This window comes from Butyrivibrio sp. AC2005 (assembly GCF_000424145.1).
GTDB lineage: Bacteria > Bacillota > Clostridia > Lachnospirales > Lachnospiraceae > Butyrivibrio.
In genome coordinates this window covers 1-13637 of record NZ_AUJI01000010.1, presented here as the reverse complement: position 1 = coordinate 13637, position 13637 = coordinate 1, and the positions used below count along the sequence as shown (strand labels likewise).

The 13637-nt window shown below is 41.1% G+C and carries 13 protein-coding genes, 2 tRNA genes, 1 rRNA gene and 1 riboswitch; of the genes, 14 read left to right on the top strand and 2 right to left on the bottom strand.

Features of this window, described 5'->3' with window-relative positions; translation table 11 throughout:
- The first annotated feature begins 51 nt into the window (after positions 1-51).
- The 5 genes from G602_RS0101640 to G602_RS0101615 all read left to right on the top strand — a co-directional run bounded on the left by G602_RS0101640 (position 52) and on the right by G602_RS0101615 (position 5518).
- The gene (locus G602_RS0101640; protein ID WP_026657332.1) at positions 52-981 is read left to right on the top strand and encodes a glycosyltransferase family 2 protein; all 930 of its coding nucleotides are present in this window, start codon (positions 52-54) and stop codon (positions 979-981) included.
- 22 nt (positions 982-1003) lie between these two features.
- Positions 1004-1642 (top strand): GTP pyrophosphokinase, encoded by a 639-nt coding sequence (locus tag G602_RS0101635; protein WP_026657330.1) that lies wholly within the window; start codon positions 1004-1006, stop codon positions 1640-1642.
- A gap of 314 nt (positions 1643-1956) precedes the next feature.
- Positions 1957-2532 carry a hypothetical protein gene (locus G602_RS0101625; RefSeq protein WP_026657329.1) on the top strand — a complete coding sequence of 192 codons (576 nt, stop codon included), beginning with the start codon at positions 1957-1959 and terminating at the stop codon, positions 2530-2532.
- Between the two features lie 11 nt (positions 2533-2543).
- Positions 2544-4109, top strand: coding sequence for a M23 family metallopeptidase (locus G602_RS0101620; RefSeq protein WP_330368973.1), 1566 nt, complete (start codon positions 2544-2546; stop codon positions 4107-4109).
- A 116-nt stretch (positions 4110-4225) separates the two neighbouring features.
- Entirely contained in the window at positions 4226-5518 is a 1293-nt protein-coding gene (locus tag G602_RS0101615; RefSeq protein ID WP_026657326.1) for a UDP-N-acetylglucosamine 1-carboxyvinyltransferase, read from the top strand.
- Positions 5519-5560: 42 nt separating this feature from the next.
- On the opposite strand, the gene G602_RS0101610 is transcribed toward G602_RS0101615, so the two are convergent.
- Together G602_RS0101610 and G602_RS0101605 are read right to left on the bottom strand one after the other, a co-directional pair.
- Positions 5561-6637 (bottom strand): HD-GYP domain-containing protein, encoded by a 1077-nt coding sequence (locus G602_RS0101610; RefSeq protein WP_026657325.1) that lies wholly within the window; start codon positions 6635-6637, stop codon positions 5561-5563.
- A gap of 136 nt (positions 6638-6773) precedes the next feature.
- On the bottom strand, positions 6774-7541 hold the full coding sequence (locus G602_RS0101605) for an ECF transporter S component (protein ID WP_026657323.1): 768 nt from the start codon (positions 7539-7541) through the stop codon (positions 6774-6776).
- A 111-nt stretch (positions 7542-7652) separates the two neighbouring features.
- Positions 7653-7781: riboswitch (FMN riboswitch) on the bottom strand.
- A gap of 94 nt (positions 7782-7875) precedes the next feature.
- Between G602_RS0101605 and tsaE the strand changes: the two genes are divergently transcribed.
- The 9 genes from tsaE to G602_RS0101555 form a co-directional block, all read left to right on the top strand.
- Complete coding sequence (gene tsaE / locus G602_RS0101595; RefSeq protein ID WP_026657320.1) at positions 7876-8316, top strand: tRNA (adenosine(37)-N6)-threonylcarbamoyltransferase complex ATPase subunit type 1 TsaE; 441 nt, start codon at positions 7876-7878, stop codon at positions 8314-8316.
- 1 nt (position 8317) lies between these two features.
- Positions 8318-9565 carry a tRNA (adenosine(37)-N6)-threonylcarbamoyltransferase complex dimerization subunit type 1 TsaB gene (gene tsaB / locus G602_RS29640; protein ID WP_026657319.1) on the top strand — a complete coding sequence of 416 codons (1248 nt, stop codon included), beginning with the start codon at positions 8318-8320 and terminating at the stop codon, positions 9563-9565.
- On the top strand, positions 9558-10484 hold the full coding sequence (locus G602_RS0101585; protein ID WP_026657317.1) for a ribonuclease Z: 927 nt from the start codon (positions 9558-9560) through the stop codon (positions 10482-10484). Before tsaB ends, G602_RS0101585 begins: the two co-directional genes overlap by 8 nt.
- A gap of 28 nt (positions 10485-10512) precedes the next feature.
- Positions 10513-11103, top strand: a complete 591-nt coding sequence (locus G602_RS0101580) for a DUF6715 family protein (RefSeq protein WP_026657316.1) — start codon at positions 10513-10515, stop codon at positions 11101-11103.
- A 60-nt stretch (positions 11104-11163) separates the two neighbouring features.
- The gene (tsaD, locus tag G602_RS0101575; protein ID WP_044930845.1) at positions 11164-12249 is read left to right on the top strand and encodes a tRNA (adenosine(37)-N6)-threonylcarbamoyltransferase complex transferase subunit TsaD; all 1086 of its coding nucleotides are present in this window, start codon (positions 11164-11166) and stop codon (positions 12247-12249) included.
- Position 12250: 1 nt separating this feature from the next.
- A complete protein-coding gene (gene ispD / locus G602_RS0101570) occupies positions 12251-12970 on the top strand; it encodes a 2-C-methyl-D-erythritol 4-phosphate cytidylyltransferase (protein WP_026657313.1) in 720 nt (239 codons plus the stop codon).
- Positions 12971-13059: 89 nt separating this feature from the next.
- Positions 13060-13145: transfer RNA gene (locus G602_RS0101565), tRNA-Ser, on the top strand.
- A gap of 38 nt (positions 13146-13183) precedes the next feature.
- Positions 13184-13272: transfer RNA gene (locus G602_RS0101560), tRNA-Ser, on the top strand.
- A gap of 181 nt (positions 13273-13453) precedes the next feature.
- Positions 13454-13637, top strand: a 16S ribosomal RNA gene (locus G602_RS0101555); the annotation flags it as partial.

The following is a 13637-nucleotide window of genomic DNA, read 5'->3' as shown; positions in this document are numbered from 1 at the left end:
GGCCCCGGTATCAGCCGGGGCTTTCATTTTCTAATAAACTAAAGGATAAATATGTATACAGTAGACGTTATAATACCGACATATAAACCGGGGTCAGAGCTCTCAATGCTCATAGATGAGCTTGAGAAGCAGGCATTTCGACCTGAAAAGATAATAATAGTTAATACCGAGAAACGATATCTTGTTGAAAAGAAGGATGCGATGGATGCTATTAATAAGTATGATAACATCATTGTTCATCATATCACCAAGAAGGAGTTTGACCATGGTGAGACAAGAAATCTAGGGGTTAGTTTGTCAAAGGCGGATTTTTTCCTGATGATTACAGAGGATGCTGTTCCCAGGGATAATCAGCTTATATCCAATCTTGTTCAGGCTTTGGAGGATAAACAGGTTGCTGCAGCTTATGCCAGACAATATCCTAAGTCTGATTGTAATCTGGCAGAACGCTACTCCAGGAAATTTAATTATCCTACTGACCCTATGAGGAAGACAATTAAGGATCTCCCCAGGCTCGGAATCAAGACCTTTTTCTGCTCAAATGTCTGTGCCATGTACAGAAGAGATGTATTTGATAAGATGGGTGGATTTTTGCATAAGGCTATATTCAACGAGGATATGGTTTATGCAGGTAATGCCATGTATAAAGGATATGCCATCTGCTATGTCCCTGATGCGGGAGTAATACATTCACACAATTATTCATGTGCGCAGCAGTTTCACAGGAATTTTGATCTTGGGGTATCTCAGACGGATCATCCGGAGATTTTTTCCGGAATTAAATCGGAATCTGAGGGAAAGAAAATGGTTAAAGACACCATTAGTCATTTTAGACATATTGGAAAGGCATATCTTATTCCGCACTATATTGTTATGTGCGGTTTCAGGTTTTTGGGGTACAGAATGGGACGAAGGTACAAGCGCCTTCCTAAAGGGCTTGTAAAGGCCTGTTCATTAAATAAGGCATATTGGGAACATTAAACAATTTTTGGGGGGAATCATTATGGAGTCCAGATTTCAGGATGGTGATATTAAGAGCTGGGAAGAGGTAAGTCTTTTATATAATTCTGCGCTGAAGCAGATGAATACCAAGATAGAGATACTTAATGACGAGTTTCAGGAAGTACACAGATATAATCCTATAGAGCATATAAAATCAAGGATAAAGACACCGGAGAGTATTGTTAAAAAATTAAGAAGGCATGGTTACGAGTCAACGCTGGTAAACATGATGAAGTATATAAACGATATAGCCGGAATCAGGATTATCTGCTCATTTACATCGGATATATACAGAATTGCCGACATGATCAGCAATCAGAAGGATATAAAGGTTTTAAATATTAAGGATTATATTATGAATCCAAAGACCAGTGGATATCGCAGCTATCATATGATAGTGGCGGTTCCTGTTTACCTGTCGGATCATACAGCTGAGGTTAAGGTTGAAGTCCAGATACGTACAGTAGCGATGGATTTCTGGGCCAGCCTTGAGCACAAAATACAGTATAAATTCGAGACTAAAGCGCCTGCCAATATCAAAGCGCAGCTTTTTGAGTGTGCAAGGATGGTGGCGGAACTGGATGACAGAATGCTGTCATTAAACGAGGAAATACAGGCTATAACGCCGCAGGAGGACTGAAAAGTCTCAAAAACAGCCCATTAATGAGGAGTGCCCAGGCACCTCTCGGCACCCGGGCTATTATGAAAAAATTTATCTATCTTTCGGAGCTACTGTTAGAGCTTCGTAATGAACCTTGTTTCCTTTGGTTCTGTCTAATTATAACAATGAATTGTGAATAAAATATTAACAAAGTTTAAACTAGAGGTTAATATAAACAAAATACAAACAGAAGATAATGTTTTATTGTGCGAAATGCATAAATGATGTAAGCTAAGTTTGGCTGCGAAATGAAAAAACACTAACAATAGATAAGCTCTTTGATGGGAGGAACTATGGAAAACTTAATGGGTAACCTTTCAGGAAAAATCAGTGCACAGGAAATGATTAAGGCTAATACAGCTGCTGAAGCTGCTCATAGAGAGCAGATGGAAAAACAGAACAGACAGTATGAAGAAGAGATAAATGTTCTTCGTCAAAATGCCAAAATCATGGAAGGCAGACTTAATGATATTGAGGATGTTCTAAAGACTTTGAAAACTGAGAAAGCTGAGTCTGAGATAAGTGCCCAGGAGTTGGATAAGGCTATAAAGGAGCTTAAGGAGAATTTAAGCGACAGACTTAATCAGAGTGATGAAACCACGCATGATGTCGGAGTACGCATATACAGGAATGTACAGGCATCTGTTGCAGATGAACAAAAAAAGCAACTCAGCGAGATAAAAGAAGATCTTAATAAGCAGATGGAAGCCATAAGGAGTGAGTTTACGGTGCTTGTAAGGCAGCTTGATTCCATGCAGAGGGCTAACAGAGCTAAGAATCGTGGGATAATGCCGCTGACAGTATTGATACTATTGGTGTCAGCAGCTAATTTGATACTGATGATTTTGAAAATAATAGGTTTGGTTTAATAATGAGATTTTTGGTTCATAAGAAGGCAAGGACTGGTTTTATTAAAGGTACTGTGCTTGCCATTGCTATCTGGATAATTTTGATATTACCTGTGTTTTCGCCCATAAAAAACACTGGGGATAATATATTTATTGTTTCTCTGAATGGAGTAGAAGTAGGAACGCTTGGCTCAAAACAGGCGGCAGAGAAATGTTTGCGGGATGCAAGGCGGAAGCTTGCTGATGGAAGTGAAGAACTGGTGCTTGCAAAAGCGGACCTTACCCTGGAGGGAAGGGAAGTATTGTTCGGACAGGTTGATTCAAAGAAATCTGTAAGGCAAAAAATGCTCGAAGTTTTAAAAAATAATATTTCTTCCACACTTGAGAGATCATATACCGTAAAGATTAAGAAGTATTCGGTTAACTTATCAAGTAAGGACGATGTCTTCAAGCTGCTTGATGAGGCACTTAACAGATATGATACAGAGCATAAGTATAAGGTTGATCTGGTAACGGACCCCACCAGAGAGGTTAATGTTCTGACTTCAGAGGTTTTATCTGTGGAAGAGGCTGTAAAGGACGAGGAAGTAAAGCTTCCTGAAGCAGGTATCGACCTTGCTATTTCGGACGTTTTCAAAGAAATCAAGCCTCTGATGGAAGAGAAAGACTTTGATGATTATGAACTTGGCCTGTTATCAATAGATTTTGGTGATAAGGTAGAGGTTGTTGAAAGTTATCTGCCTTCTTCCGAGATTACAGATATAGCTACTGCTATAGATGAAGTAACGAAGGACCAGGAAACAAACCAGATTTATGAGATTAAGTCCGGGGATACGCTGGGAACAATAGCTGAAGATTTCGGCATTCCGCTTGATCAGCTTATAGCTATGAATGAGACTATAGAAAGTGAAAATTCCACAATAAGGGCCGGGGATGAAATTATAGTAACGGTTCCCGAGCCTGAGCTTTCTGTGGTATATACTTCACAGCAGTACTATGAGGAAGACTATGAAGCTGATGTCATATACAAAGATAATGATTCATGGTATACGACAAGGCAGGAAGTCGTGCAGGAACCTTCTGCGGGACACAGAAAGGTTGTAGCAAAGGTTTCCTATATTAACGATAGTGAGACGGGTCGCGACATTCAGAAGGAAGAGGTGACTTACGAAGCGGTTCCCAAAATTGTTGAGAGAGGCACCATGGTTCCTCCAACATATATTAAGCCGATTTCAGGAGGAAGACAGTCATCAGGCTTTGGAAGAAGAAATGCTCCTACGAAGGGTGCCAGCACATTCCACAAGGGAATTGACTGGGCTACTCCTGTAGGTACTGCAGTTATGGCTTCAAATGCAGGTGTTGTTACAAGAGCCGGTTGGGGCAGAGGCTATGGATATGTTGTATATATCAGCCATTCTGATGGAAGAGAGACCAGGTATGGACATCTGTCCAAAATTTTGGTTAAACCGGGACAATCCGTATCCCAGGGGCAGAAGATTGCCCTTAGTGGTAATACCGGAGTTAGTACAGGTGCGCATCTGCACTTCGAAATACTGATAAACGGATCGCAGGTAAATCCGCTTAATTACTTGAATTGATTGTGCGCCATTTTACAAATGTACTAATTTGTGGTATAACATAAGCCGTTAATGATTTATGGGGAGTAAAGTTTATCGACTAGGTAATTCACAAAGGCGTGAATAAATAGGAAATTATGAAAAAATATGTAATTAAAGGTGGTATACCACTTGTAGGAGAGGTCGAAATCGGTGGTGCGAAGAATGCTGCTCTTGCTATTCTGGCAGCAGCTTCAATGACGGATGAGACTGTATATATTGATAATATGCCCGATGAAGCAGACACTAATGTAATGCTTCAGGCAATGGAGAGCATTGGGGTTCTGATCAAGAGAACAGGCCGCCATTCTGTTACAATTAATGCATCACAGGTAAGCTCTTACAGAATAGAGAACGAATTTATTAAAAAGATCAGAGCATCATATTATATGCTTGGTGCTTTCCTTGGAAAATATAAGAATGCGCAGGTTGTTTTACCCGGCGGCTGCAATATAGGACTCAGACCTATTGACCAGCATATTAAGGGATTTACCGCGCTTGGAGCAAGTGTGGTTATCGAGCATGGGATGATCAACGCACATGCCGATAAGCTTGTTGCAAGCCATATATATCTCGATATAGCCAGCGTAGGTGCAACTATCAATATTATGATGGCTGCATCTATGGCAGAAGGTAAGACAATTATTGAGAATGCAGCTAAGGAACCGCATGTTGTTGACCTTGCCAACTTCCTAAACAGTATGGGTGCCGATATAAAGGGTGCCGGTACTGACATAATAAGAATCAGAGGTGTGGAGAAGCTTCACGGAACAGAATACACTATTATCCCTGATCAGATAGAAGCAGGAACATTTATGATGGCTGCTGCAGCTACCAAGGGTGATGTTACAATTAAGAATGTTATACCTAAGCATTTGGAATCCATAAGTGCCAAGCTTATTGAGATGGGATGTCAGGTTCTTGAGTCAGATGATGCAGTACGTGTTGTTGCAACTAAGCGTACTAAGAGTGTTCATGTTAAGACTCTTCCGTATCCCGGATATCCTACAGATATGCAGCCGCAGATTACTGTTGTTCTTGGTCTTGCAAGCGGAATCAGTCTTGTTACGGAATCTCTTTTTGAGAATCGTTTCAAGTATGTGGATGAGCTGACCAGAATGGGTGCTAATATTAAGGTTGAGGGAAGTACAGCCATTATTGAGGGTGTAGATCAGTATACCGGCGCAGATGTTGCCGCACCGGATCTTCGTGCCGGAGCAGCTCTTGTTATAGCAGGACTTACTGCAGAGGGCTTCACAACTGTTGAGGATATCAGATACATAGAGAGAGGTTATGAGGATTTCGATGAGAAACTTCGTGAGCTCGGTGCTCAGATTCAGAAGGTAGACACTGATAAGGAACTTCAGAAGTTCAAACTTAGATTTGCATAAATAAAACGCCGCATTTGCGGCGTTTTTTACTACCAAAAAATATTACAGGAGCTCTTCAATAAACAGATTCGTGTACTGTGAGAGGTCCAGATAATCGTTATCAATTTTTATTGTCGGCTTGGACAGATGATTACGATTTATAAAAATTATTTCACCTTCACGACCGTCATTAAGTCTGACTCGGTTAAGAAGATATGTGTTAACAATATTCTGTAAGAAGGTCATTATGGCATTTGTATCGTATTTTCGTAATCCCTCTGATTCAAACATCTCAATTGCAATAAAAGGACATAAGGGATCCCTGTATACACGCGCAGAGGTCATTGCATCATAAACATCTGCAATGGATACACATTTTGCAAAGAAATCTATCTGGGGCCCTTTTAAGTGGGCGGGATAACCTGTCCCGTCACAGCGCTCGTGATGCATAAGAGCAGCATTTTTTACATGGTCACTGAGATTTAAATCCGTAAGTATCATAAATCCCTGTGCAGGGTGAGTCTGAACAACGGAATATTCATCAGAGCTCAGACCGGATGGCTTGGTGATTATTTCGTTGGGAATGAGCAATTTACCAATGTCATGAAGCAGTCCGGCTTCGGTAAGTATTAAAATATCATCTTCACTCATCTTCAGCCATTGTCCTAGAATATTGCATATCATAGCGACGCTTATGCAATGAACATAAGTTGCATCGTCATAAGATCTCAGGCTATGGAGCATATCAAACAAATTGGAAGAACTGTTACTCTTGTGAACCAGAGTGTAAATTGGTGAGATGATGGAATCAATGTCAAAATGTTCTTTGTTATTTATAAGATCTCCTATTCCTGCCTTGAATTTAGATGCGCAGTCCTCGAAGTCCTGTTTAAATTCGATGAATTCCTGTGTCTGACGAAGTCTTGCAGCATAAGAACGGCTGTTGTCCTGAGGGGAAATCATCTCTTCCGGAGGGTCTTCTACAAGCACATTCAGGACAGAATAAAAAGATAGCTTGGTAATTGCCTGATTATCCAGTACACATCCTTTGGGCAATATGAGCTGATTGTTATCATGAGCATATACATTGTCCGACAAGATCATGCCGGGAACCAGTTTTTTAGTAATTAACCTTTTCATAAAGAAGGCGCCTCATTGACAGTTTTCGGTTAACAAAGATACAAATTAATCTTATGGTTCACCAGGTTAAAAGTCAATAAAGGCGCCATTTTGATGCTATAAAAAAAGGATAAACAAATTATTAAAGCTTATAAAGTTAAGCTTCAGATTCAGCTTCTGCTTTTCTGCGTGATACAATAGTTGCGTTTTTGATAATGGGACTGAGCTGTTTGTAAACAATTATTGTTATGAAACTTATTACTCCACCCTTTAGGAGATTGATGGGAGCAACAGCAAAAAGAACAAAGGTAAACATGTTATTGATTGCCGGATTGATCGTTGTACCCATTGCGATGAGAGCATCAAGTGGCATACCAAAAAACTTTGCAAAGGCAGGCAGGAGATAGAAAGCATTGAGTGAACTGCCAACAATTGTGATTACCATTGTTGCTGTAAGGCATGATATGAATGCCATCTGACGATTCTTCTTAAAGATATAAATGATTGAAGCGGGAAGAACATAACTGCATCCTACGATGAAGTTTGCAAGTTCTCCGATAAATGCAGTGGATGTACCGTTAAGGACAAGGTTAAGAAGAATTTTCATAAACTCAATCATAACACCTGTCATAGGGCCAAATGCAAAACCGCCGATTACGGCCGGTAAATCCGAAAGATCAAGCTTGTAGAAACTGGGTGCAAAGGGCATCGGTATTTCAAAAAGCATAAGTACTGCAGAAATTGCTGAGAAAATTCCGATTATTACAATCTTTCTCGTGTTCATACCCGGATTATTCTCACCTGTTTTTTTCTGGACATAGCTTTCTGCAACTTTTGCTATTAAAAACATAGCAGCGATGAGCAGAACAAAAACTGCTACCATAATGGTGTTTTCCGCAATGGAAGTTAATAAGTTGTTTTTCATGGTGTTTTCCTCCTGATTTTATCGGGGAGGATAATGACTAGACTACGCGTGCTCTTCCTTGAAATAAAAAAACGAACCAACATAGAAGCTGATTCGGGTAATAGAAATAAAACGCATCTTCTATCATCCAGACTATACTGTCGGTTTTGGAATCTCACCAAATCGGCCGCCGAAGCGGTTCGCGGACTTCTGATTACAGTCACCGCCGGTAGGGAATTGCACCCTGCCCCGAAGATTATTTTTTACAAGTCCCATTATATAACAGATATTAGCTCCGTCAATACCTTTTCCGGACTGACTTGCTTTTTTTTAAACGCTGGAATATTCTGATTATATGAGTACAATATTAGAAACTAATTCCTCGGAGGAAACCTTCGAATTTGGAAAAAGAATAGGAGAAAGTGCTGCGCCCGGATCGGTATATACCCTGATAGGTGATCTTGGTGTGGGGAAAACCGTCCTGACACAGGGAGTGGCAGCCGGACTAGGAATAGAAGGTCCGGTTAACAGCCCAACCTTCACCATACTACAGGTATATGATGAAGGCAGAATACCGTTTTACCATTTTGATGTATACAGAATCGGCGACGTAAGTGAAATGGATGAAATCGGATATGAAGACTATTTTTACGGGCAGGGTCTGTGCTTTATTGAATGGGCTAATTTAATTGAAGAAATACTTCCCGAAAAATACACTGAAATATGTATAGAGAAAGATCTGAAGAAAGGAACAGACTATCGCCGTATTACGTTAAGGACGATAGATAACAGATAATATGAAAATACTTGCACTAGATACATCCGGGCTTGTATGCAGTGTCGCCGTTATGGAGGACGACAGGCTTCTATCCGAATTTTCAATACAACATAAGATCACACATTCAGAGCTCCTTCTCCCTATGATGGAGGAGATTAAAAAGAGAATAGCGCTGGATCTTAATACCATAGACGCGGTTGCAGTATCAGCGGGCCCGGGGTCATTTACTGGTCTTCGTATTGGGTGTGCTACCGCTAAGGGGTTATGCCTTGCTATGAATAAGCCACTTGTTGCGGTACCGACTTTGGACGCGATGGCATATCAGTTCTATTCCAATGAAAATGTGATCTGTCCTATGATGGATGCAAGACGAAGCCAGGTATATACCGGTATTTATACTTTTGTTCCGGAAAAAGAAAACGAAAAGCACTTTGAAACCTATTTTTCAATGAAAACCATTAAACCGCAGGCTGCCATGGCTGTGGAAGACATAGCAGAAGAGCTTAATGCTATAGGAAAAACAGTTGTGCTTTTGGGGGATGGCATACCAGTATACAGAGATAAGCTTGAGAAACTGCTGAAAGTTAATTATATAGTTGCGCCTGCACATATGAACAGGCAGAGAGCATCAGCACTTGCCTGCCTTGCACAGATATATATGCGTGATGGCAAAATTGTGGATGCAGATACCTTTTCACCGGAATATTTGAGGGCTTCACAGGCAGAACGTGAGGCTGCAGAGAAGAAAAACGTAAGCGATTCACAAAATTCCGCTGATAAGAAAATGGAACGAAATGGTAAAAAAGGAAGAGACTCCATATACATCAGAGATCTGAAAGCTGAGGATATTACTGCAGCAGCAGAACTCGAAGGAGCCTGCCTTGGGAATGAAGCGTGGACTGAGAAACAGCTCCTTGAAGCCAGTGTACTTGATGATACAGTATATCTTGTTGCGGAAAAGAGTGGAAATGTTGTAGGATTATGCGGTGTTCGCAATATTTCAGGCGAAGGCGAGATTACAAATGTATCAGTAGCTGCAGACTGCAGAGGCAAAGGAATAGCATTCGACATGCTCGAAAAACTTATCTTAAGAGGTAAAGCAATCGGATGTAATGACTTTACTCTTGAGGTTCGTGCTGAAAATATACCTGCCAGAGGACTTTATGAGAAACTGGGATTTGTTAACGAGGGTACACGTCCCGGTTTTTATGATAATCCCAAGGAAGATGCAATAATTTATTGGAAGAGAAATAATACGAATGATTGATGTATGTCTACTTGGAACGGGTGGCATGATGCCACTTCCGAACAGATATCTTACCGCACTTATGGTGCGATATAATGGAAAAAGTATTCTGATAGATTGCGGTGAGGGAACTCAGATAGCAATGAAGAAAAAGGGATGGAGCCCTAAGCCCATAGATATGATTTGTTTTACACACTATCATGCGGATCACATCTCAGGACTTCCGGGAATGCTTTTAACAATGGGAAATGCAGAGAGAACAGAGCCACTTTTGATGGTTGGTCCCAAGGGCCTTGAGAGAGTTGTAAAAGCTTTGAGAACCATTGCACCGGAACTCCCTTTTCCTATTGAATTTCACGAGATAACAGGCGACGAGGATGAGATTACTCTGCCCGGAATGCCGGAATTTAGGATTAAAGCATTTAAAGTAAATCACAACATTACCTGTTATGGTTATACCATGCAGCTTGACAGAACAGGAAAATTTAATGTTGATGCAGCCAGAGCAAATGGAATAGAGCAGAAATACTGGAATCCGCTGCAGAAGGGCGAAATAATTCATACAGAGGATGGAAAAACCTATACCCCCGATATGGTACTTGGAGAAGCCAGAAAAGGAATTCATCTGACTTATGTTACTGATTCGAGACCTACAGAAGGAATTGTCAGAAATGCTGAAGCTTCTGATCTATTCATATGCGAAGGTATGTACGGTGAGCCTGAGAAACTTCAGAAGGCTAAAGAGAACAGGCATATGACAATATATGAAGCTGCAGAAATGGCGAAGAAAGCAGGAGTAAAGGAGATGTGGCTTACACATTACAGTCCTTCTCTTGTAAATCCTAAGGAGTATCTGCCAAAGGCTAAAGAAATATTTGGAAATACAATTGCTGCAAAGGATGGCAGAGCTGTAACGCTAAGGTTTGAGGAAGATTCATAATCTGTTGTACTTTTCATGAGGAGGGACAATGAGCGAGTCTACTAAAAGCGGTATTATAAGATCTATTGTACTGATGGTTTTTGCTGCAATTGTAATTCTTGGTGTATTTATGCTCTTTACAAGAAGAGGGAGTAATACTAATACCACAACTGAAGAAGAAACGCTTACAGAGGTTCAGAAGATAACAACTATTGATTTGAAGAAGACCTATCCTCAAACTCCTCCGACGGTTGTGGATCTTTATGCACGTACTATGAAGGTATTGTATAAAGAAAGCTATACAGACGAAGAGTTCGCTAAAATGGCTGACGTAATGTCAGGAATTTTTGACTCGGAATTTTTGGCTGTACAGCAGAACTGGCCTTCAGGATTAAAGAGTGAGGTTGAGCAGAAAAGGAAAGATGATTTCTCCATACCCAAATATGAGGTTTTAACCTCTGACTTGCAGGAGAAGAGAGACAACGGTGAAGAAATTGCCAATGTTGTTGCTAAAATTCATTTAAGACATGGAACCCATACAACACCTTATAATTATCTGTTTGTTCTGCGCAAAGATTCTGAGGGACTTTGGAAAATAATGGGTTGGACAATATCAGAGGAAACAAGCACGGGAAATTAAACTATGGATAATAATTCTGAAAAAATAGAGCGCCGTACTGAAGAGGACGGCGTAATCTTTATGTCAATTAAAAATGAGGATGAGACAGTTAATGCTTCTTCAGACAAGGATATAACGATTCTTGCTATAGAAAGCAGCTGCGATGAGACAGCAGCTGCTGTTGTAAGGAACGGAAGAGAGGTTTTATCTAACGTCATTTCATCGCAGATTGCGCTCCATACTATATATGGAGGAGTTGTTCCGGAAATTGCTTCGAGAAAACACGTTGAGAAGATAAACGGATGTGTCAGGGCTGCTCTTTCCGAGGCTGGTCTTACCCTGGAAGATATAGATGTGATAGCGGTAACCTACGGACCCGGGCTGGTAGGAGCACTTTTGGTAGGTGTTTCTGAGGCTAAGGCTTTGAGTTTTGTCACCGGAAAACCGTTGGTTGGGGTGCATCATATCGAAGGACATATTTGTGCCAACTACATTGAGGATAAAAATCTTAAACCGCCTTTCATGTGTCTTGTGGCATCCGGGGGACATTCACATCTTGTCTATGTTAAGGATTACGGAGAGTATGACATTATAGGGCAGACACGTGATGACGCAGCCGGAGAAGCCTTTGATAAAGTGGCAAGAGCTATAGGTCTTGGATATCCGGGCGGTCCGAAGGTAGATGCCGCAGCAAGGCAGGGAAATCCTGACGCGATAAATTTCCCTAGGGCCAAGACAACAGAGAAGTCCTATGACTTTAGTTTTAGTGGCCTTAAATCAGCTGTACTGAATTATTTGAACCAGGCTGAGATGAAGGGTGAAGAAGTAAATAAAAATGATGTTGCAGCTTCTTTCCAAAAGGCAGTAGTGGATGTACTGACAGAGCATACTATGGAGGCAGCAGCAGAATATGGATGCGATAAAATTGCCATAGCAGGCGGAGTGGCTTCAAATACGGCATTAAGAGAAAGACTGGAGCATGAATGCAAGAACCGCGGTTATTCATTTTACAGGCCATCTCCTGTGCTTTGTACAGATAATGCAGCCATGATTGGCTCTGCGGGCTACTATGAATATTTGAAAGGTGTCCGTAGCGGAATGGATCTTAATGCAGTTCCCAATTTACCACTAGGTAACAGAGAGAGAAGATATCACGGAAGAGTATGATATGAAGACTACAGCGATAGTATTGGCAGCCGGAAGCGGCAGCAGGATGAAAAGCAGTGTAAAAAAACAGTATATGGAAATAAAGGGTAAGCCGCTTATTCTTTATGCGATAGAAGCCTTTGAGAACAGCTTTATCGATGAAATTGTAATAGTTCTTCCTGCTGAAGATATTGAGGATGTGTCCCACAATATTATTGCTCCCGGACAATTTGGGAAGATAAAAGCGATTGTACCTGGGGGGAATACGAGATACCATAGTGTGAGACTTGGATTGGAGGCGGCTTCTGCTGATACGGAAGCTGTTTTTATTCACGATGGAGCAAGACCGTTTGTGGATGATGAGATGCTTGCAAGAGCTTTGGATGCAGTAGAAGAATTCGGGGCATGTGTTGTGGGAATGCCTGTAAAGGACACAATTAAAATAGCAGATGAGGATGGATTTGCAAAAGTTACTCCGGACAGAAATAAAACATGGCTTATTCAGACACCTCAGGTATTTTTATATCCTGAGATACTAAACTTATATGAAGAACTTGCCGATAAAGAACATGAGTTGCTTGCACAGAACATAAACATAACAGATGACGCTATGGTGATGGAGACACTTGGGACCCGAAAAGTAAAGCTGGTAGAGGGCTCTTATAACAACATTAAGATCACTACTCCTGAGGATATTTCTCAGGCGGAATCGATACTTGAAAAGAAATTTAAAAAAATATGAAAATTGATATTGACATTATATATGCATATGGATATAATAAATTTCGCTGCTGAGGTAAGCGCCTCACGCAGAACAAATTAGTAAAATATGGAGCGATATCGAAGCGGTCATAACGAGGCGGTCTTGAAAACCGTTTGGCGGCAACGCCACGAGGGTTCGAATCCCTCTCGCTCCGCTCAAAATTGAAGAGTGAAGAGATAAGTCAACACTTTTGCAGAAGTACTCAAGAGGTTGAAGAGACACCCCTGGAAAGGGTGCAGGTCGTTAACAGCGGCGCGAGGGTTCAAATCCCTCCTTCTGCGTTCCTCATCAGTAATATTGATGAGATGCACATTGACAATGAAATAGTAATGCAACCCTGAAAATTCCAAAAAGAATATTCAGAGAACAAAACCTAACAAGGTAAAACGGACAGAACAAAAGCCAAGCTTAAGTTCTGGTCAGACGAACGATATTAAGTCATTTGACTTGATATAAACATTTAAACGTGAGAGTTCGATCCTGGCTCAGGATGAACGCTGGCGGCGTGCCTAACACATGCAAGTCGAACGGAGATTTAACGCTGATGAGGCTTCGGCGGAATCTTGTTAAATCTTAGTGGCGGACGGGTGAGTAACGCGTGGGCAACCTGCCTCGTACTGGGGGATAACAGTTGGAAACGACTGTT

What these genes read in the sequence shown, in the direction of transcription:
- G602_RS0101640 (WP_026657332.1), top strand. Translation starts at nt 52, where the DNA reads ATGTATACAGTAGACGTTATAATACCGACATATAAACCGGGGTCAGAG.
- G602_RS0101635 (WP_026657330.1), top strand. Translation starts at nt 1,004, where the DNA reads ATGGAGTCCAGATTTCAGGATGGTGATATTAAGAGCTGGGAAGAGGTA.
- G602_RS0101625 (WP_026657329.1), top strand. Translation starts at nt 1,957, where the DNA reads ATGGAAAACTTAATGGGTAACCTTTCAGGAAAAATCAGTGCACAGGAA.
- G602_RS0101615 (WP_026657326.1), top strand. Translation starts at nt 4,226, where the DNA reads ATGAAAAAATATGTAATTAAAGGTGGTATACCACTTGTAGGAGAGGTC.
- G602_RS0101610 (WP_026657325.1), bottom strand. Translation starts at nt 6,637, where the DNA reads ATGAAAAGGTTAATTACTAAAAAACTGGTTCCCGGCATGATCTTGTCG.
- G602_RS0101605 (WP_026657323.1), bottom strand. Translation starts at nt 7,541, where the DNA reads ATGAAAAACAACTTATTAACTTCCATTGCGGAAAACACCATTATGGTA.
- tsaE (WP_026657320.1), top strand. Translation starts at nt 7,876, where the DNA reads ATGAGTACAATATTAGAAACTAATTCCTCGGAGGAAACCTTCGAATTT.
- tsaB (WP_026657319.1), top strand. Translation starts at nt 8,318, where the DNA reads ATGAAAATACTTGCACTAGATACATCCGGGCTTGTATGCAGTGTCGCC.
- G602_RS0101585 (WP_026657317.1), top strand. Translation starts at nt 9,558, where the DNA reads ATGATTGATGTATGTCTACTTGGAACGGGTGGCATGATGCCACTTCCG.
- G602_RS0101580 (WP_026657316.1), top strand. Translation starts at nt 10,513, where the DNA reads ATGAGCGAGTCTACTAAAAGCGGTATTATAAGATCTATTGTACTGATG.
- tsaD (WP_044930845.1), top strand. Translation starts at nt 11,164, where the DNA reads ATGTCAATTAAAAATGAGGATGAGACAGTTAATGCTTCTTCAGACAAG.
- ispD (WP_026657313.1), top strand. Translation starts at nt 12,251, where the DNA reads ATGAAGACTACAGCGATAGTATTGGCAGCCGGAAGCGGCAGCAGGATG.